Raw genomic sequence first — 20,359 nt, 5'->3', positions numbered from 1 at the left:
GGCAAAAAGCGCCTCGTAATCAGGAGTTCCAACACCCTCCTGTTCTGAACGAGCCGCTTCCGCTTTTAATTATTATTGATTCAAGAACGCACGTAGCATCCAAGCGTGTTTTTCTAGTTCTGTGTAGATGCCTAGTAGTAGGTCAGATGTCATTTCATCGTCAGAGTCTTGAGCGATTTCCATGCCTTTTTTCAGTTCGACTAGCATCATTTCGTAGTCTTTCATGATTGCTTCGACCATCCCTTCTGCAGTTTCTCCGTATGCTGCTTCTTGAATAGAAGATAGTTCTAAGTATTCTTTCATTGTTGCTACTGGTTTGCCGCCAATTGCTAAAATACGTTCTGCAATTTCATCGATGTGAGTAGCTGATTCTGTGTAAAGTTCTTCGAATTTCTCGTGTAATGTGAAGAATTGAGGTCCTTTTACGTACCAATGGAAGTTGTGAAGTTTTGTGAATAAAACGCTCCAGTCTGCTACTTGTTTGTTTAATACTTCGATTACTTGTTTGTTCATTATGATCAATCTCCTTTTGAGTTGTTATGTGATATCAATTACTAATTTATAATAATTATAATCTAGTAATCTCTATAAATCAACCCTTTTGCTGGAATTAATTTGAACAAATTATGAACTGTTGTAAATAAAAGGCCCTATTACGGTGAAGTAATAGGGCCTTTGTTTGTTAAACAGCCTTTTGTTTTTCTTCTACATCTTGCCCATCCCAGCACTCTGTATTCTTTAAGCCAGGGATAGAGTTTGCAACGAAGACAGGATCTTTTCCTTGTTTCTTTTGCTTCAAATAGTCTACTAATGCAGCATAAGCAAATTTGCTAAGGAATGAGATGGCAATTAAGTTTGTGAATACCATTAGTCCCATGAATAAATCAGCTAAACTCCAAACTGTTTTAAGAGCAGCGATTGATCCGAAGAATACCATTCCGACAACTGCAACACGATAAATCATTAACCATGTTTTACTTTCTTTAATGAATGCGATATTTGTTTCACCATAATAGTAGTTTCCTAGAAGTGAACTGAAAGCGAATAGGAAAATAATAATCGCTAAGAAAGTGCTTGCCCACGGTCCAATTTGTGAACTTAATGCGTTTTGTGTTAATTCGATACCTTCTAAATTTGATCCTTTGTAAAGTCCAGAACATAATACGATAAATGCTGTTGATGTACATACTAAGAATGTATCTACGAAAACGCCTAACGCTTGAACAAGCCCTTGTTTTACAGGGTGAGATACATCAGATGTTGCGGCTGCATTAGGAGAACTACCCATTCCTGCTTCTGTAGCGAATAAACCGCGCTGAATTCCGAACTTGATTGCTGCTCCAATACCACCAGCGATGGCTTGGTCTAAACCGAATGCACCATTAAATATTTCTATAAAAATGCTTGGTAACATACTGAAGTTGTTAATTACGACGAAAATTGCCACACCAATATAAATAATTGCCATTGGAGGAACAATCATTTCTGTAATACGTGAAATGCTTTTGATACCACCGAAAATAATAACTGCAACTAATAAAGCTAATAGAGCTCCTACAAGAGTTCGCTCTAGTCCAAAAGCATTTTCAAACGCTATTGTTACTGTATTCGCTTGCACTGAATTGAAAATTAATCCGTACGCAACTGTAATAAGAAGTGAGAACCAGACGCCCATCCAGCGTTTGTTTAACCCTTTTTCCATGTAATATGCTGGTCCACCACGGAACCTACTTCCATCTTTTACTTTATAAATTTGCGCAAGTGTACATTCTACAAAACTAGTAGCTGCTCCGATAATTGCGATAAACCACATCCAAAATATTGCGCCAGGTCCACCCATTGAAATTGCTAATGCTACACCAGCTAAGTTTCCGATACCGATACGTGCTGCTGCACTTAAGCAAAATGCTTGGAATGGTGAGATGCTATCTTTCTTTTTTTCTTTTCGATTAAACCCTTTACTAATTAAGCTGACCATCTCACTGAAATGAGTAATTTGGACAAATTTTAATTTAAAAGAGAAGTAAAGACCGAAGCCGATTAGCATTGCAATAAGAATATATGACCATAAAATATTATTCGTTACCTCAAGGAATCTGCTAAAGATATCAACCATATAATACACTTCCTTTTTTTCGTAATAAGAAAATTATATGCAAAAAATATACGAGAATCAATTTTTCTAAAAAGTTATGTTACTTAAAATGTTTTTGTGTTATGATTATGTTACATCATAATATTTTTAGAATTATTTACATTTTAAAAAACTAAATTTAAAGCGAGAAGGTGGGGCTAATTTGAAAGAAGATTCTTTATGGAAAGTAAGCCTTCAGAGTTTGAAAATGAGAAGTAATATATTTTTTATCATTACATCTTTAAGTATCTTTTTAGGGTCCACTTATTATTACAATAAAAGATTTCCAAATCACAAATATCCTGAGTGGTTAGAATTTCTAAAGTTGATTGGATGAATAAAAGGCAGAAAAACAGAAAATTAAAATAAATAAGTTATGGAGGAGCTAAAAATGAATATTAGAGAAAGTGAACTTCCAGGTATTGGTTATAAGTTTCAAATCGTTACGAAAGGTAACGAAAAGATGGTAATTGTCATTCATGATGATGGTCGTAGAGAAATGTATCATTTTGATTCAGATCATGAAGAAAGCATCTCAAGTATTTCACTACGTGACTCAGAGGCGAGACAAATCGCTGCAATATTAGGTGGAATGGTATATAAGCCTAGGGCGTTAGAAAATGTTGAGATGGTTTTTGAAGGTTTAGCGATTGAGTGGTTCAAAGTGGAGAATACAGCTCCATCAATCGGAAAAACAATTGGCGATCTTGAAATAAGAAAAACATATAGCGTAACGATAATCGCGGTTATGAAGAAGAACATGAAGAAGCTATTTAATCCAGGACCAGAAACAGTAATTGAAGAAGGAGATATGCTTGTAGTGTCAGGTGAGAGAGAAGAAATTAAAAAAATCATTAATGAATTATTTTCAAATAGGGGGGACTGATTAGATGGATACGTTAATTTTTGAAGTTGGTACAGCTTTAGTTTTAGTGGCAATTGCAGCAGTAATTGCTGGGAAATTTAAATTCTCAGTAATTCCTTTTCTAATCGTTCTTGGAATGTTAGTAGGACCGCATGCACCGACAATAGGTGTTATCGATCTCAAATTTATTGAAAGTGCAAGTGTAATTTCCTTCCTTGGACGAATTGGGGTTCTATTCCTTCTATTCTATCTAGGATTAGAATTTTCAATGAAAAAACTAATTAAATCTGGACGATCTATTGCGATTGGCGGAACGATTTATATTTTAATTAACTTTTCACTTGGTTTGTTATACGGATTTATAATGGGATTCCCATTACTAGAAATCTTAATTATTGCGGGTATTATTACGATTTCTTCTAGCGCTATCGTTGCTAAAGTGTTAGTGGACTTAAGAAGAACTGGTAATAATGAAACCGAATTAATTTTAGGAATTATTATGTTTGAAGATATATTCCTTGCTGTATATTTATCAGTTGTTTCTGGTTTAGTACTTGGGGATCACGCTTCCTTCTTAGGTGCCCTTACTTCAATTGGAATTGCTTTAGGATATATGCTTCTATTCTTTATAGTAGCTAGAAAGGCTACGCCGTTATTAAATAAATTGCTCAATATTAGCTCAGATGAAATCTTTATTATTGTAGTATTTGCTTCATTATTCTTCATTGCTGGTTTTTCAGAAACAATTCACGTTGCAGAAGCAATTGGAGCACTTCTTCTAGGATTAGTTTTCTCTGAGACAGAGCATAGTGACCGAATTGAACATCTTGTTGTTCCATTTAGAGACTTTTTCGGAGCTATTTTCTTCTTCAGCTTCGGGTTAAGTATTGATCCGTTCTCATTAGGCGGAGCGATATGGTTAACGTTAGGTGCTGTCCTTCTTACGATAATCGGTAACTTTGTAGCAGGAATGATTGCAGGAAGACAAGCTGGATTATCTCATAAAGCATCAACAAATATCGGATTAACAATCGTTTCAAGAGGAGAGTTCTCCATCATTATGGCTAATATCGGTATCGCTGGTGGTTTAATGTCAGTACTGAAACCATTCTCAGCACTATACGTGCTTATACTATCCATTTTAGGCCCACTTCTGACAAAGGAGTCGAAGAATGTATATAAATTCTTAAATAAAATCTTTAAGTGGGATATGAAGAAGAGCTGAATTTTTTAAAATCAAAGTACAAGATATTTATGAAAAAAGGGATTTATGTCGACATAGATCCCTTCTTTATTGGCATTTTTTCAAGGATGAAAGAATACGTTTAATATTTGCCATATTGTGGCATACATATAGGAAAAGGGAGTTTGGAAAGGGGAATAAAGAAAAATGGAACTCCAGTTTCAAAATGTATATCAACAGGTAGAGAATTGGTATGTGTTGGATTCGGAGCTTCCTTGGGATGTCAAAAAGCTGAGAGAGGATTTGTGTTCTCTTATTGAAGTATGTAAAACGCCCGTTATTTTTTGTGATACGTGCGATGCAAATGATGTACTTCTATCATTAGGGGAAGAGGAAGAAGAGTTCCTATTCCCAGTAGGTGGTTTTTATCATAAAGAAAAGCAATTAATTTTCGTTTGTATGTGGGAAGAGTATGAGCAAGTTCTCAAAACGCTACTGCATGAATTTCGCCATGCGATGCAGCATAAGAGAGATATATTGTATGTGGGAAGTGAACGGTACGAAGAGCGGTGGATTGAAAAAGATGCGAGGAAGTTCGCGGAGAGGAAATTGGATGAATATAAGAGTAGAAAGTTAATGTAAAGCATAGTGGAGAAATAGCGCTGTGCTTTTTATGCTTATTAAAAATAAGTATTTGACTTTTATTAAGTTTAGTTCTAAACTAATGATATGAAACGAGCGAGGTGATGAAATGAAAACAGAAGATAGACTAGGGCTACTATTATGGTTTCGTTTGTCACGCTTTTATAATAAGAGTATTCGTGAGACGAATCAGCATTTGAAAAAATGGAATATATCTGCCGCCCAGTTTGATGTGTTAGCTCAAGTTGGAGGACATAATCGTTTAACGCAGCAAGAACTTGGAAATAAGCTATTTGTTACGAAAGGAAATGTAACGCAGCTTTTAAATAAAATGGAGCAGCTTGAGTGGATTTTGCGTGAACAAGAGGGTACTACGAAATATATTTCTTTAACAGAAAAGGGAAGAGCTTTATATGAGGAAATCGTCCCACCTCAAGAAACGTTCCAAGCAGAGAAGTTTCATAATTTAAATATAGAGGAACAAAAGCAATTATTAACACTACTAAAAAAGTTACAGTAAGAAAAAATTTTAAAATAAATCTCGAATTCGAGATAGTATGAGGTGAAGGATATGTTTAGAAAAGTTGATCATAAAAATATGGGCAGAGCAAATCATGGTTGGTTAAATACACATTTTCATTTTTCTTTTGCCAATTACTATAATCCAAATAACATGAACTTCGGAGCGTTACGTGTTATTAATGATGATCTAGTAGCGGCGCAAACTGGTTTTGATATGCATCCACATCGTGATATGGAGATTATTTCTTACGTTGTAGATGGTGCTTTAACACATGAAGACAGCATGGGAAATCGCGGAACGATTGAGCGTGGACATGTTCAATATATGAGTGCTGGCACGGGTGTATTTCATAGCGAGCATAATTTAGGCGATGAAACGCTGCGTTTATTACAAATTTGGATTTTACCAGACCGTGCAGATCATAAACCAAACTATGGTGAGTTTAAATTTGATTGGAGCAAGCGTGAAAATGAATGGTTCCATATGGTATCTTCAGTAGAAGGAAATGCACCAATTCAAATTCACCAAGATGCGAATTTATATTCCTTATCATTAGAGGCTGGAAAAGAAATTCATTTTCCAGTGAAAGAAGGCCGTCAATTGTACCTTGTACAAATTGAAGGAAGCAGTGTAATCAATGGTGAAAATCTTGTTATGCGTGATGCAGCAGAAGCGGTAGAAGAAGATATTCATATTGAAGCAAAAGAGCAATCTCATTATTTAGCAATTGAATTGAAAAAACAATAAAAGGTTTATAGAAAAGAGGACATCCGATAGATGTCCTCTTTTTTTGATTGGAATTGTCTGAAAAATGTTTCTCAAAATTTTAGTAGAGGTATCGGCTGGGAAAATAAGAATTGTATAAAAGTGTCAAAAATCTTTATGGGAATGGGGAATGTTATAGTGAAAAAGCAAGTCATTTCATCAGCATTAGCGTTAACTGTTATCGCCGGGGGATTTGGAGCGTTTGGGGCAACGACAACGAAAGCGGAAGAACAAAAAATTCAATATCATCAAGAATTTAAAACACCTGCATACATAGGTGAAGAATGGAAAGCACCGGAAGGACTAGATAAAAAAGAGACAGTCTTTCAATACTTAGAGAGTAAGAAAGATATGTTTAAATTAGCAGGAAATATTGAAAAGCATTTTAATATCGTTGGGGAAGAAAAAGACGCTGAATCTGATACGACACATGTGAAGCTAGTTGAGAAACATAATAACATTCCTGTGTACGGTTCTGATCAAACTGTTACACTTGATAAAGAGAATAATGTAAAAGCATTCTTCGGACAAGTTATTCCGAATTTAGATGATAAAAATATTCCTGCAGCTGCAAGCATTACTGCGGAACAAGCAGAAACGATTGCAAAGGCAGATATTGAGAAAGAAATTGGTAAAGTAAAGAGTTATGACGGTGTGAAAAAAGATTTATTTGTATATGAAAAGGACGGTAATTACTACCTTGCATACTTAGTTAAGGCATCGATTTCAAAACCAGCTCCAGGATATTGGCATTATTTTGTTGATGCAACGAATGGAAATGTTATTGAGAAATATAACGCTGTAGATAACATTACTGGATTTGGTTACGGAGTATTAGGTGCTAGACAATCATTTGAAATTGCTCAAGATACGAAAACAGGACAATTCAACTTGTTTGATGGTAAACGAGGACAAGGTGTTCATACATTTGATGCAGAAAATATGGACGAGAACTGGTTTAATTTATTCTCACAATGGCTTGGATATACAGGAGAAGAAGTTGAAAGTAAATCTAAGTTCTTCGAAGATAAAGCTGCAGTTGATGCGCATGTAAATGCAGGAAAAGTATATGATTACTACAAAAAGACATTTAATCGTGACTCTTTCGATGATAAAGGTGCGAAGCTTATTTCAACTGTTCACGTAGGTACAGCTTGGAATAACGCAGCTTGGAATGGTGTGCAAATGATGTACGGTGATGGCGATGGAAAAACATTCATTCCATTATCTGCTGGACTTGATGTTATCGGTCACGAATTAACGCATGCTGTAACTGAACATACAGCAAACCTTGTTTACAAAAATGAGTCAGGGGCGTTAAATGAATCGTTATCTGATATTATGGGTGTTATGGTTGAGAAGAAGAGCTGGGATTTAGGTGCTGATATTTATACACCTGATAAACCTGGTGATGCGCTTCGTTCATTAAAAGATCCAGCGTCTATTCCAAACCCATTAAAACCAAGTGAAGGTTACCCAGATCACTATAGTAAACGTTATACTGGAACAGCTGATAATGGCGGCGTTCATATTAACAGTAGTATTAATAATAAAGCTGCTTATTTAGTTTCTGAAGGCGGAGATCATTACGGCGTGAAAGTAACTGGAGTGGGCCGTGAAGCGACAGAAAAAATTTACTACCGTGCGCTTACGAAATATTTAACTGCAAACTCTGACTTCAAAATGATGCGTCAAGCGGCACTTCAGTCAGCTGAAGATTTATACGGTAAAAACTCTAAAGCTGTACAAGCTGTAACGAAAGCTTATGATGCAGTAGGTGTAAAATAATAAGAGAAAAGACCTGACATCCTAGTCAGGTCTTTTCTTTATCCCGCTATCCGCAAATGATGAAATTTCCACTTTATTTAGTCGCGAATACCTAATGCGATTTTCGCCATACGTGACATACGTTCTTTCGACCACGGTGGATTCCAAACGACATTTACTTCTATTTCATTAACTTCAGGTACGTTTGTTGATAATACTTTTTTAACGTCTGATACGATTTGCCCAGCCATTGGACAACCGATAGAAGTCATAGTCATCGTAATGACAGCATTATTATTTTCATCTGCTGTAACATCATACACTAATCCAAGATTAACGATATCAACACCTAGTTCAGGGTCAATAACAGCTTCTAAATTGACAAGTAATTTATTTTCAAATGCTTCTTGTGACATAAGCAGCCCCTCCTACACTTTAATGATATCGATTCTCATTATAACGGAAATGAGCATAATGTGCAGGAAATGAGCTCAAAAAAATATCCCTCTTCGCAAGAGGGATATTTTTTGAACATCTATTCTGTTTTAAAATGAGATACGAGCTGATCTAACTCTTCAACTGTTTGTTTCATTTTTCTAGCAGTTACTGTCATTTCATTCATAACAATAACTTTCTGTTCAGCAGATTGTGCCGTTGCGGCAGTTTCGCTGGATACTTCAGTAGAGATAGAAGCGATGTTATTAAGTGAAGCATTCATTTCTTCAGCACTTGCAGCCATTTCTTCAGCAGTTGCTGATATATCTTGCATTTGAGTAGATACTTTATTTACTTGTTCCACAATTGTTGTGAAAGAAGTACCAGCTTCACGAATAACATTGATACCTTCAAATGCTTCAGAACGGCCTTGAGACATCATAGAGCTAGCAGTCTCTGTATCATTTTGAATTTGATGTAGTAATTGATTAATGTCTGTTGCAGCTGTTTTAGATTGTTCAGCAAGTTTTCGAACTTCGTCAGCTACGACAGCAAATCCTTTTCCTTGCTCGCCAGCACGAGCTGCCTCAATAGAAGCATTTAAAGCAAGTAAGTTTGTTTGCTCAGCAATATTAGAAATAGATTGTACAGCAGTATCAATATATTTCGTATGAGTGATTAGACGTTCAACCACTTCTGACGTAGCATTTACAGCTTCGTGTATTGTTGTCATTTGTGAAACAGATTTTTGAATAACGGTACTTCCATCGCTAGCATGTTCAGATGTGGCAACAGCAAGTTCCGCTACAGATGAAGCAGATTCAGCAATACGCTGAACACTTACTGCCATATCGTCCATTGCAGTTGAACTTTCTTCCATACTAGAAGTTTGTGATTGAATACTTGCATTTAAGTTGGACATCGACCTTTGGACTCTTAATGTCGCCTCACGTGATGTATTCGTTTTTTCTAGCATATTTTCAGAAGCGGTTTGTACTTCCACTGATGTTTTTTGAACACGATTAATGATATGTTGTAGGTTTTCTAACATTTTATTAAATGATGCTGCAATAGCACCGATTTCATCGTTGCTATTTACTTGTAGACGTGCCGTTAAGTCACCTTCTTCAGAGGCTAATTCTTTTAGTTTTGTATCAATTTGTTGAATTGGTTTCACAAGTTTACCAGAGAACCACCATGCAAGAATAATTGCAACGATAATACAAATAACAAGTGATAGAAAGACTGCATATTCAATTCCTAGTGAAGATTGATCAATTTGTTCAATAGATTGTTCACGTAATTTAGCTTGTTCATTACTGTAATTTGTGAAGTCACCAATTACTTTATAGACCGTTCCGTTTTCTGAAGAAGCTACTTGTAAAGCTTCTTCCCATTTTTGTTCTTTTGCAAGAGTGAATACTTTTTCTTCAACGAACTTTCTCCAAGTAGAACCTAATTCCATTGTACTTTTTACGGACGAAGAAAGATTTGGATTAGAAAGAAGTTTATCTTTTGAATCCTCAAGACGTTTACTCATCTCATTAAACTTGTCTATTTCGACTTGATCATGTTGTAGTAAATAACCTCTTAAAGCAGATAGCTGTACTTGATAAGCATCTCCACGTTCTTTCAATTCTGTTGCCAGTGGAGAAATTTCTTTTTGTAATGTTTCAGCTTTACGAGATTGGTCAATAGCAAAAAATAAAATAAAAGCTAAGGCGATGCCAAATAAAGCGCAAATCGTTCCCATCATGAACATAAGTTTTTTTCTGATACTTACAAAATTCATATAATTAAAAGCCTCCTTTGTGAAATCTTAGTATTAGAATTAATAAATGTAAAAAATTGAAAGAAAGCTTTACTCCAGTTGGAATAAAGCTTTCTTATTTCCTTTAGGAATTATAGCAGACGGAATGAGAGATAGAAAGAGATATTTTAAAGTGAAAAAGGAGAACCTGTAAAACTTTCTTTCCTATACCTTTGAGTTCGTGTCATTTTCACTTTAAGCGTTTGTTTTGAAATGAGAGACGAGAACTTCAAGTTCTTGTACGATTTTTTTCATTTCAGATGATTTGTTAGCCACGATACTCATTTTGTTTACTTGATCACCAGCTGAATGTGCTGTTTGTAATGTTTCTGCAGCAACTTCATTTGAAATAGAGGCGATATTATTTAAAGCTGCGTTCATTTCTTCAGAGCTTGCAGCCATCTCTTCAGCAGTTGCAGACATTTCTTGCATTTGCGTAGAGACTTTGTTAATGTGGTTAACAATTTCTGAGAATGAAAATCCGGCAGTACGAATAACAGTAATTCCTTCAGAAGCTTCTGCTTGACCTTGTGTCATCATGTCATTTGCTATTTTAGTATCGGCTTGAATTTGATGCAGTAAATGGTTAATGTCAGTTGCGGCTAGTTGAGATTGTTCAGCAAGTTTTCGAACTTCATCAGCAACAACAGCGAATCCTTTTCCATGTTCACCAGCACGAGCTGCTTCAATAGAAGCATTTAAAGCGAGTAAATTTGTTTGCTCGGCGATATTCGAAATAGATTGAAGTGCAGTATCGATATGATTTGTATGTGTAATGAGTCGCTCAACTACTTGTGATGTAGCGTTAACAGCTTCGTTAATTGTGTGCATTTGTGTAATAGATTTCTCAATGACTTTATTCCCATCATCTGCTTTTTCTGAAGTTGTGACAGCTAAACTAGTAACAGAAGAGGCGGACTCAGCGATACGCTGAACACTTGTTGCCATGTCATCCATTGCAGTTGAACTTTCTTCAATGCTAGAAACTTGTGAACGAATATTGTGTTCAAGAGCATTCATAGTTTCTTGGGTCCTTGCGGTATTTTCCATAGAAGCAGTCGTTTCGATAAATACATTTTCGGAAGCTTCTTTTACACTTGTTGATGTTTGTTGAACTTGTTTTATTATAAGCTGTAAGTTAGTGAGCATTTGATTAAAGGAATTTGCAATGTCACCTATTTCATCTTTACTTGTTACGTGTAATCTAGCCGTTAAATCTCCATCTTGAGAAGCTAATTCTTTTAACTTCTCATCAATTTTTCGAATTGGTTTAACGAGTTTACCAGAGAACCACCATGCTAATAAAATAGACGTTAATGTACATGTAATGAGTGAGAAGAAAATAATATATTGAATAAGTGATGAAGAAGACTCAACGTCAGCAATTAATGCGTCACGTTTCTCATTCTCTTCATTTGTATATTTATTAAAACGATCTAACAGATCATTTACATAATCTGTTTGTGCTAAAGCAATTTTGGATGCTTCGTCCCATTTTCCTTCACGAGCAAGAGGTAGTACCTCATTATCTATGACGCTACGCCATTTTCCCCCCATTAAAATAGCTTCTTTCATTCCTTCTGGGAGCTTCTTGTCACTTGTTACTTTCTCTCTAGTATCAGCTAATTTTTTCCCTTCTCGGTTGAACTTATCTAATCCTTTTTGATCATGTGATAGTAAATATTCTTGTAAACCAGCAACTTGTGCTTGGAACCAATCGCCACGTTCTTTTAAAATCGTCGCTCTTTTTGATACATCATTTTTTAACGTTTCGATTTCACTTGCTTGATTCATGGCGAATGAAAGAATAACTATAAGAGCAATGCTAAATAAAGAAGAAATGCTTAAGAGTGTGAACAGTAGTTTTTTTCGAATACTAACATATTTCATCGTTACCCCTACCCTCATTTAAACTGTTTATTATGATTTATGGATATTTAAAACGAAATTAATAAAAACATTATTATGAAGTTATTAATCTGTTCAATGAAAATTATAGCAGATAATGGAAGGAGTCAGATTGGTATTAGAAAAAGTTCTTAAAATGTATACATTTGCATATCATAAAATTCATAAATAAATATTAGAAATGCTATTGAAATTTGAAATGACATCATGTATACTTCTAATTAGTTGATAACGATTATCAGTATCAACTGAAACATTACTCTTCGTTATGTTGGTCATACCCCTTTTTGACGACGTAAGTCAGAGACGAAATGTTGAAATATCTTGTGTCCTATTCTACAGAATTATGGTAATCTCCAACCTCAACTTATATGCGTGAGCATGCAAAAAGGATCCTATCCGTGAAGGGATCCTTTTTTGCATGCTGTCGCAATTATTGTATATAGACCAGGGATACGTTCTTCGATTCCTTCCGGTGCAGCAGAAGGGAAGAGCCATCTTTGATGAGGTCCGTGTTCTTCAACTAGTTTTTCAATTTTAAAATGTTCTTCCGCGAGTGTTGTAATAATTTCTCCTAACGTCCAGCGACGGATGGTTGTTTTAGGTAGCGATTCTTTCTGTGCTTCTGTAAGAAGGATGCTATAAGCAACATCATCTTCAATTAATTCTTCATCGAAATAATTTCCACTTGCTCGAAATGATGGATGGTCTACTCCTAATAGCTTTGTATATATTGGATGGTAATCGCGAAGGATAAGTATTCCACCGGGCTTTAGTAGTTGAGAGATTGTTGTAAAAAGTGGTTTTAAATCTAGAAAGTAATGAAGTACACCAAGTTCCAGTAATACGATATCAAATGATTTGGAGAGATTTACATCTAGTACATCAGAAACGATGTAATGAATAGAGACGCCTGCGGCTTCCGCAAGTTCATTTGCATATTTTGCATTACTTGCTGAAATATCAACAACTGTTACGTCAGCTCCTAAAAGAGCGAGTGCGACAGCTTTATTTCCTTTTGAGCCGAGTAAATTAATAATACATTTTCCTTTTGGAGATTGTATGTAAGGTAAATAATGTGCTACTTCGCGCGTGGGATCTTTCATGATTTTTTTCGCATAATCAGCTGGTGCCCCGTGGCGATTCGTCCAAGCTTCATAAGCAGCTGTATTCCAGCTTTTTGCATTTATAGTGCTTAGTTGTTTTGGGTTCAATGTTATCACTCCTTTTGTGAACGTATAGTTATTCGGCAGGGGGATGGGATTTCCTTTTCTTTCTGAATAAAAGTTTGATTTTTCTGTGATTAAGTCGTACAATACTTTTTATACGTAAAAGCGTTGAAAAGGAAAAGTAGGATGAACACATTCTTTCCAGAGAGCTTCGGTAGCTGAGAAGAAGCAAGAATATTCATTTGAACAATGGCCTTTGAGCTTCGTCCTGAACTTATCAAATGATAATAGTAGGCGGCGACGAGAGTTGGTACTCGTTATCAAAACCACAGTATAAGAGCATATAGCTCCGTACTTGTTAAGGCTAATTATGTGAGTAATTGGCGAAATAAGGTGGTACCGCGACTGTTTATACAGCCCCGCCCTTATCTTTTTTAAGATAAGGGCGGGGCTTTTTATATTTAAAAGGAGGAATGTAAGATGAGTATTTTTATTGGAGGCGCTTGGCCGTATGCAAATGGTTCGTTACACCTTGGCCATATTGCGAGTTTGTTACCTGGAGATATTTTAGCGCGTTATTACAGGGCAAAAGGTGAGAATGTGCTGTATGTTTCAGGGAGTGATTGTAATGGAACACCGATTGCAATTAGAGCAAAACAAGAAGGTGTGACAGCGAAGGAAATTGCTGATAAGTATCATGAAGGGTTTGAACGATGTTTTCGTAGCCTTGGTTTTACTTATGATTGCTATACACGTACAGATAGTGAGCACCATCATGAAACGGTTCAAAATGTTTTTTTACGTTTATTAGAAGAAGGACATATTTATAAAAAAACAGTGGAACAAGCGTATTGTGAAACGTGTACGCAGTTTTTACCGGATCGTTATGTAGAAGGAATATGTCCACATTGCCATGAAGCAGCAAGAGGAGATCAATGCGATGCGTGTTCAGCTATTTTAGATCCTCTCGATTTGTTAGAGAAGAAATGTAAGTTATGTGGTAGTACGCCATCTGTAGAGGAAACAGAGCATTTCTATTTTGCATTGCATACATTTCAGCAGCAAATTAAAAGGACTGTAGAAATTGCCAAACAAACAGGGACATGGCGCGACAATGCGATTCAACTAACAGAGAGGTATGTAAAGGAAGGATTACTAGATAGGGCCGTATCACGTGATTTACCAATTGGGGTACCAATTCCAGTAGAAGGGTATGAAGATAAGAAAATTTACGTATGGATTGAAGCAGTGACAGGCTATTATTCAGCGAGTAAACATTGGGTTGAAGAAACAGGGAAAGATGATCAAGAGTTTTGGGATAGCGAAGCGAAAACATATTATGTGCACGGAAAGGATAATATTCCGTTTCATTCCGTCATTTGGCCAGCGGTATTACTTGGAATAGGGGAGGAAGCAATCCCGCGTCATATCGTTTCGAATGAATATTTAACAGTTGAAAAAAGAAAATTATCTACAAGTAAAAACTGGGCAGTATGGGTGCCTGACATATTAGAACGCTATGATCCAGATTCTATTCGTTACTTTTTAACCGTCAACGCACCAGAAAATCGCGATACTGATTTTTCATGGCGGGAATTTATTTACAGTCATAATAGTGAATTATTAGGTGCATACGGGAACTTTGTGAACCGGACATTAAAGTTTATTGAAAAATATTATGGTGGTATCGTGCCGAAAGGAAGTATTGAAGTAGAGCTGAAAGATAAAGTAGAAGGATTATATAAACAGGTAGGAGAGGCGATTGAGCAAACTAAATTTAAGGTGGCGCTAGAAACAATATTTGATACAGTACGTTTTGCAAATAAATATTTTGATGAAAAGCAGCCTTGGAAACAAAGAGAAGATGATCCAGTTTCATGTGAAGAAACGATTTATAACTGTGTGTATCTTATCGTTAATTTTGCCCATCTCCTTGAGCCATTTTTACCATTTTCAAGTGAAAGAGTTCGAAACACATTGTCGATTGTGAAACAAAATTGGGAACCGCAAAATACGTTGCCAAGTAGAATTGATAGCGTACAGCCATTATTTGAGCGAATCGATGTAAAACAAATTGAGCATGAGATAGAGAAGCTGTATGGAGCGGTAAAATGAGATAGAGAAAAAGACCTTTCAAGTAAATGAAAGGTCTTTTGTTATGCAGTATGGTTCTCTTTCTTATCTTTCAAAAAGAAAAGTACAGCAAGGATTACAAGAATAATAGCTGCAATATCATACGTTATTTTAAATGTAGTATTAAAGTTTAAGTACTCTACGAAAGGAGTTTTCACTGCTCCTGCATATATACAAACGGGAACGAGAAGTAAATCGTAAAATTTCTTTTCTTTCATATATCTTATTAGGAAGAAGATACACATAATAGCAAAAAATACGATGCTTAAAATAGTCATTTATACCTCCAGATAAATTTACTTATTTTAGTTGCAGTTATATCTTTTATATAAATTCTGTATTTTTTCAAGCGCTGTGCACGCGATTGTGTTTCCTTTCTTTCCTAGCCGTAAGCAGCTGAGGAGTGAAAATCCCAACCAATATAAAAATAATTCCAATCCACTGCATGAACGTTACGACTTCATGTACAAGTGTAATAGAAGCAATAATAGCAGTTGGTAATTCAGCTGCACCTAATATTGTACCAAGCCCTGTTCCAACCTTTGGTACACCGATTGAAAAACAAATGACAGGTACAACAACGCCGAATAATCCGAGGAAGAAAGCATATTTCCATAGGCCAGCTTGCAAAGCACCGTCTGTTAAAAAGGTTGGCGGAAAGAATAGGCATACGATAAGAGTAGCACTTGTTGTCATAAGAAAGCTTTTCGTATAAGGCGGAACATCCGTAGCGACGCGCCCGCTCGCAAAAACATAGAATGAAAAAGAGACAGCAGCTAATAGCCCAAAGATAATCCCTTTCGTAGAAAAACTTTGTCCGAGGCCTTCAAATACACCACCTGCAAACAATGTACCAGCAAATAAAATAAGGATAGATATGATCTTATCGCGGCTTGGAAATGTTCGATTTGCAATTGCTTCAATAATGACACCAATCCAAGTGAACTGAAAGAGTAGGACGACAGCGATAGATGCGGGTAGTTCTTCTACAGAAATAGCGTAAAAAATCCCAGTCATACTCATTGTTGTTCCGACGGTTAGTAATGAAAAAAATTGTTTTTTTGTTACTTTATGACGTGAAAAGAAAAGAACGAGTAGAAATAGTCCAATCCATCCGAAGACATATTGTCCCCCTAGTAGTTGATGTGCTGAAAATCCATTTATGAATCCGAGTTTGAAAATAGTTGAAAGTATGCCGTAGCTGCAAGCACCGAATAAAACGAGCAATGAATATTTAAACTTTTCCATAAAAAATCCTCCTTTTAAGTAATAAAAAACGCCCGCTATCCAAATAAGGATAACGGGCGAACGAAACAGAGTAAGACACTCTACAAAATTCCGCCACTCACACATGAAGTATGAGTTTGGGGTATGTAATTATAGTGAATGTTACATTGCTTTTGGGAATACAATGGAGCATTTTACACCTTGAGCTGTGTTTTGTATCCCGTAAGGAAACTGATGTTTATCTAATATTTGTTTCACGATATATAATCCAAGACCACTACCTTGTACTAAACCGTGTTTATCAGGGTTTGCGCGATAAAAAGGTTCAAATAAATGAGCAAGTTTATCTTCATCAATTTGTGAACCTGTATTTAATACTTCTAATGCATAACCATTTGGTTTTTCATAAAGCTTTATATATACGTGCTGATGGTCAATTGTATAATGAATTGCATTTGAAATAATGTTAAAAATAGCAGTTTGAATAAATTTAGGATCAGCTAAAATTTGTACGTCGTGTTTAATATTAGATTGTACATTTAATTGTTTTACAGATACAAAGTAATCTACTTTCTTCATAACATCCTCAATAATATTAGATAAAGAAATGACTTCTAAATTCGGTTTAAATTGAGGGTTTTGTATTTTGGATAATTCCGACATTTTTTCCGTTAATATGTTAATGTCTTGCATCATCTCGTAGGAACGTTTCAAATACTTATCTCTATCTTTATAAGCTCCAATTCCGTGAATCATGCCATCTAGTTGTCCCATAACGGCTGCGATTGGTGTTTTTAATTCATGGGACACCATAGACATAAATTCTTTACGAGATTGTTCTAATTGTTGTTCCTTCTTGAGCTCGTTTCTTAAATCTTGATTGCTTTCATGTAAATTCTTCACAATATTTGGTACTTGTGAAGCAGCTACTTGCAAATTAAAATCTGTTTGATCTGCATTTTTGTTAAGTAGCTTTTTATCTGAGAAATCAAGATTCATAATATCTTTTAAAGCATCGCTCATATATTGAAAAGGTTTGGCAATTAGTTTTGTATAAATTAAAGATCCAAGTAGTGATAATGCAAGCATTGTCGCGCCAATATGTGGAGCTAATTGCTGCAACGCATCTGCTAACTTTGGATTATCATTTGTATCATTTGTTTTACTTGCTGCATTTTGTGTATGTAAGGCATCATTATTAGCGGCTTTCTTTTCTGCTTCTGTAGGCGGATTAGAAGTGCTATTTTTCCCCGAAAGATTTTGTGTATGTTCTTTTGCCTTTACAGTTTGGCTAGGCTGCAAAAGGTGATTGATAGCTGTAGAAAGAGATTTATAATCTATAATAGAAGATTGGAAATTAGAAATGCTCTCCTCTGACACAGCTTTATTTTGCTTCGTTTTACTTCCGTCGTTTTGCTTATCTGAATCGGCCTGTTCTGTAGTCGGCGTTCCATTTTCTTTCGCAAAACGTTCTTTATCGTAGTTTGAAGCTAGAAAGTAAATAATTTGATAAAGGCAAAGTGATAAAAGAATACAAAATAATAAGGTTTTGATGAAAATATTTTTGGTGATGTTGTCTTTGCTACGATTCGATTTTGTAGCCAATGCCTTTCACCGTTTTAATATAAGGAATTCCTAATTTTTTTCTTAAGTTTTTAATATGTGTATCTATAACTCTTACATCACCATAATGTTCATAGCCCCATACCTTATTCAACAAATCACTTCTTGATAATACTTTTCCTCGATTTTGCAGTAAAGTATAAATAATTTCAAATTCTTTTGTTGTCAATTCAATTTGATTACCATGAACATAAGCTGCATATGCTGTAGAGTTTAACATCAATTCATGGAATTGTAGTATAGTTGCAGCTTCTGCTTCCTTCGTTGCTGCCCTTCTTAATACAGCCTCTACACGCTTAATAAATACAGTGTAATGGAACGGTTTCGTAATATAGTCATCAATACCTAACTCAAATCCTTTAATTTCACTTTCTTCATTATGTAAGCCTGTTAACATAATGATTGGTACATCAGATTGTCCTCGCATAATTTTACAAATACTATAGCCATCTATATCTGGTAACATTACATCGAGGAGGACAAGATCGTATGAATTTTTTTGGAAAAGAAGAATACCTTCTGTTCCAGCACCAACTACATCAACTGTAAAGTTTTGTGCCATTAGAAATTCACGAATAAGTTCTTGTATATCTGGGTTGTCTTCAATCACCAGTATATGCGTCATAGTAACACCTCCTAAATAACGCTTTTTACTGCAATATTCGAATTCATCATTTTTCGAGTGACTCAGATTGTTTATACATATAATAAGCCCCCGCTATAAAATAATCATGAAGGTAGCAAGGGGAATAGTTTAGTGTTACTGAATAGTTCAGAATTACAGTAGTTCTATTATAGTATGTATTATAAAATTTATAAAACATTATAACTGTATAATTTTAATATCTACGTTTATCAATGTTTAGATATCAGCTAATCAAATCTATTCCTATTATATATGTAAATACAGTTGTTTTGCTACTGTAAATGAATAAATAAAATAAGCCAAGACATAAAATTCTTGGCTACACATAAATCTTGTTTTTAGGCTATTTTACAGTGACAGTAGCTTGCTGCTGAACGCGCTCAAATAACCAGTGTATATCATTGTTATACATACGAATACAACCAAGTGTTGTCCATTTGCCGATTGCTTGATTATTGTTAGTTCCGTGAATCGCATAAGTTGTTCCGTAAGTTCCTGCCATATTTAATCCGAGCCAACGGTCACCAAGTGGATTACGTGGATCGCCGCCTTTAATTTTGCCTGTATAATAAGGGCGGTTTTTAATTTTATTTACGATTTGAAAAGTGCCTTTAGGTGTAGGTGTTGCAGCTTTTCCAGTAGCGACAGTAAAACTTTTTATAAATTTTCCATCCTGATAATAATCCATTTTATTTAACTGAGTGTCTACGATTAATTGATCTTTCGTTGTAGCTGCCTCTGCACTAGCGAATGGAAGAGTCAAAAATCCTAATGATAATAGTGCGCTTAATAATAATTTTTTCATTGTTATTCTCCTTTTACTATCGTAATAGTCTTACATACAATGAAGTTGTAATCCTCGTAATGCTTTATTTACATTTTCATCTAATGTTTCAAAGAATGTAGTGATTTTGCTGTTGTGTTTGTTGTTATCAATAAGTAATCTTTCATTTAATAAAAGCTCACCACGTAGGCCAAAACTTTGAACTTGAATATTTAGCTCATCTTCATTTTCAGAAATGATTGGTAAGAAATAGTGAAAAGCTTTTGTTGGAATGATGTAGCTTTTGCCAATCATGCTTTCTTGATTTGAATTAATCCATTTTTTCGTGACAATTTTAATATTCTTTTTTGAAACGATAAAAGATAGTGTTGTAGATTTTGTTAAACTTACGTCAAATTCACTTGTTTCACATATTTGTAAATTAAAAACGGTTTCATTTTGATGAGATTCAACATTTGTATTAATAAAATCGTGCATTTTATATGCTTCCATTTCGTATTCACCCTTTTTTCAATTTCGAAAAACGACTTATATTTATTCAAATTAATGCTTAGTCATATATTGGTTAAATTTTTCAACAAATTCCGATATAATCTTACAATACGTATATGAAGCTAATATGAAGTTAGCATGAGTTTGTGATGGTTTTTTATTGAGAACAAAATAAGAGAGCTTTTTTAGTGCTAAAAAATGGATAAAATCTGCATGTTATTAATGCGTCTTTTCGCTATTTCGAATTGAAAAA

The 20,359-nt window shown here is 35.1% G+C and carries 19 protein-coding genes and 1 other annotated feature; of the genes, 7 read left to right on the top strand and 12 right to left on the bottom strand.

The window, feature by feature from the left end:
• Window positions 1-72: 72 nt before the first annotated feature.
• Together NST86_RS25840 and NST86_RS25835 are read right to left on the bottom strand one after the other, a co-directional pair.
• Window positions 73-513 carry a Dps family protein gene (locus NST86_RS25840; RefSeq protein WP_001041895.1) on the bottom strand — a complete coding sequence of 147 codons (441 nt, stop codon included), beginning with the start codon at window positions 511-513 and terminating at the stop codon, window positions 73-75.
• 169 nt (window positions 514-682) lie between these two features.
• Window positions 683-2,116 carry an alanine/glycine:cation symporter family protein gene (locus NST86_RS25835; RefSeq protein ID WP_000227596.1) on the bottom strand — a complete coding sequence of 478 codons (1,434 nt, stop codon included), beginning with the start codon at window positions 2,114-2,116 and terminating at the stop codon, window positions 683-685.
• A 409-nt stretch (window positions 2,117-2,525) separates the two neighbouring features.
• On the opposite strand from NST86_RS25835, the gene NST86_RS25830 reads away from it, so the two are divergent.
• The 6 genes from NST86_RS25830 (at window position 2,526) to NST86_RS25805 (ending at window position 7,900) form a co-directional block, all read left to right on the top strand.
• Window positions 2,526-3,020, top strand: coding sequence for a cation:proton antiporter regulatory subunit (locus NST86_RS25830; RefSeq protein WP_061663175.1), 495 nt, complete (start codon window positions 2,526-2,528; stop codon window positions 3,018-3,020).
• 4 nt (window positions 3,021-3,024) lie between these two features.
• Window positions 3,025-4,224 carry a cation:proton antiporter gene (locus NST86_RS25825; RefSeq protein ID WP_000380222.1) on the top strand — a complete coding sequence of 400 codons (1,200 nt, stop codon included), beginning with the start codon at window positions 3,025-3,027 and terminating at the stop codon, window positions 4,222-4,224.
• 165 nt (window positions 4,225-4,389) lie between these two features.
• Window positions 4,390-4,824, top strand: a complete 435-nt coding sequence (locus tag NST86_RS25820; RefSeq protein WP_000422797.1) for a DUF3920 family protein — start codon at window positions 4,390-4,392, stop codon at window positions 4,822-4,824.
• A gap of 109 nt (window positions 4,825-4,933) precedes the next feature.
• Window positions 4,934-5,344, top strand: coding sequence for a MarR family winged helix-turn-helix transcriptional regulator (locus tag NST86_RS25815; protein ID WP_000845467.1), 411 nt, complete (start codon window positions 4,934-4,936; stop codon window positions 5,342-5,344).
• Between the two features lie 51 nt (window positions 5,345-5,395).
• Window positions 5,396-6,094 (top strand): pirin family protein, encoded by a 699-nt coding sequence (locus NST86_RS25810; RefSeq protein WP_000488928.1) that lies wholly within the window; start codon window positions 5,396-5,398, stop codon window positions 6,092-6,094.
• Window positions 6,095-6,250: 156 nt separating this feature from the next.
• Window positions 6,251-7,900: a M4 family metallopeptidase gene (locus NST86_RS25805; RefSeq protein ID WP_043308787.1), complete on the top strand. Its 1,650-nt coding sequence runs from the start codon at window positions 6,251-6,253 to the stop codon at window positions 7,898-7,900.
• Between the two features lie 77 nt (window positions 7,901-7,977).
• On the opposite strand, the gene NST86_RS25800 is transcribed toward NST86_RS25805, so the two are convergent.
• The 4 genes from NST86_RS25800 to NST86_RS25785 form a co-directional block, all read right to left on the bottom strand.
• On the bottom strand, window positions 7,978-8,295 hold the full coding sequence (locus NST86_RS25800; protein ID WP_061663176.1) for a metal-sulfur cluster assembly factor: 318 nt from the start codon (window positions 8,293-8,295) through the stop codon (window positions 7,978-7,980).
• 119 nt (window positions 8,296-8,414) lie between these two features.
• Window positions 8,415-10,106, bottom strand: coding sequence for a methyl-accepting chemotaxis protein (locus NST86_RS25795; protein ID WP_061663177.1), 1,692 nt, complete (start codon window positions 10,104-10,106; stop codon window positions 8,415-8,417).
• Window positions 10,107-10,319: 213 nt separating this feature from the next.
• A complete protein-coding gene (locus tag NST86_RS25790; RefSeq protein WP_061663178.1) occupies window positions 10,320-12,014 on the bottom strand; it encodes a methyl-accepting chemotaxis protein in 1,695 nt (564 codons plus the stop codon).
• A 413-nt stretch (window positions 12,015-12,427) separates the two neighbouring features.
• Complete coding sequence (locus NST86_RS25785) at window positions 12,428-13,246, bottom strand: class I SAM-dependent methyltransferase (protein ID WP_061663179.1); 819 nt, start codon at window positions 13,244-13,246, stop codon at window positions 12,428-12,430.
• A gap of 114 nt (window positions 13,247-13,360) precedes the next feature.
• Window positions 13,361-13,631, top strand: a binding site (T-box leader).
• Window positions 13,632-13,681: 50 nt separating this feature from the next.
• Between NST86_RS25785 and metG the strand changes: the two genes are divergently transcribed.
• A complete protein-coding gene (gene metG, locus NST86_RS25780) occupies window positions 13,682-15,316 on the top strand; it encodes a methionine--tRNA ligase (RefSeq protein ID WP_061663180.1) in 1,635 nt (544 codons plus the stop codon).
• A 41-nt stretch (window positions 15,317-15,357) separates the two neighbouring features.
• Here the strand turns inward: metG and NST86_RS25775 are convergent, their stop codons facing one another.
• From NST86_RS25775 to NST86_RS25750, 6 genes are all read right to left on the bottom strand, one after another.
• Window positions 15,358-15,612, bottom strand: coding sequence for a hypothetical protein (locus NST86_RS25775; RefSeq protein WP_000154132.1), 255 nt, complete (start codon window positions 15,610-15,612; stop codon window positions 15,358-15,360).
• Window positions 15,613-15,679: 67 nt separating this feature from the next.
• Window positions 15,680-16,582: an EamA family transporter gene (locus NST86_RS25770; protein ID WP_000410483.1), complete on the bottom strand. Its 903-nt coding sequence runs from the start codon at window positions 16,580-16,582 to the stop codon at window positions 15,680-15,682.
• A 141-nt stretch (window positions 16,583-16,723) separates the two neighbouring features.
• Window positions 16,724-18,166 carry a sensor histidine kinase gene (locus NST86_RS25765; RefSeq protein ID WP_016118851.1) on the bottom strand — a complete coding sequence of 481 codons (1,443 nt, stop codon included), beginning with the start codon at window positions 18,164-18,166 and terminating at the stop codon, window positions 16,724-16,726.
• Window positions 18,144-18,809 (bottom strand): response regulator transcription factor, encoded by a 666-nt coding sequence (locus NST86_RS25760; RefSeq protein WP_000148833.1) that lies wholly within the window; start codon window positions 18,807-18,809, stop codon window positions 18,144-18,146. The genes NST86_RS25765 and NST86_RS25760 overlap by 23 nt, the downstream gene beginning before the upstream one ends.
• Window positions 18,810-19,173: 364 nt before the next feature.
• Window positions 19,174-19,635 (bottom strand): L,D-transpeptidase, encoded by a 462-nt coding sequence (locus tag NST86_RS25755; RefSeq protein WP_000735058.1) that lies wholly within the window; start codon window positions 19,633-19,635, stop codon window positions 19,174-19,176.
• Between the two features lie 30 nt (window positions 19,636-19,665).
• On the bottom strand, window positions 19,666-20,106 hold the full coding sequence (locus NST86_RS25750; RefSeq protein ID WP_000388768.1) for a DUF3978 family protein: 441 nt from the start codon (window positions 20,104-20,106) through the stop codon (window positions 19,666-19,668).
• Window positions 20,107-20,359: the final 253 nt, after the last annotated feature.

This window comes from Bacillus sp. FSL L8-0199 (genome assembly GCF_038005705.1).
GTDB lineage: Bacteria > Bacillota > Bacilli > Bacillales > Bacillaceae_G > Bacillus_A > Bacillus_A cereus.
This window is presented reverse-complemented; position numbering and strand designations above follow the sequence as displayed.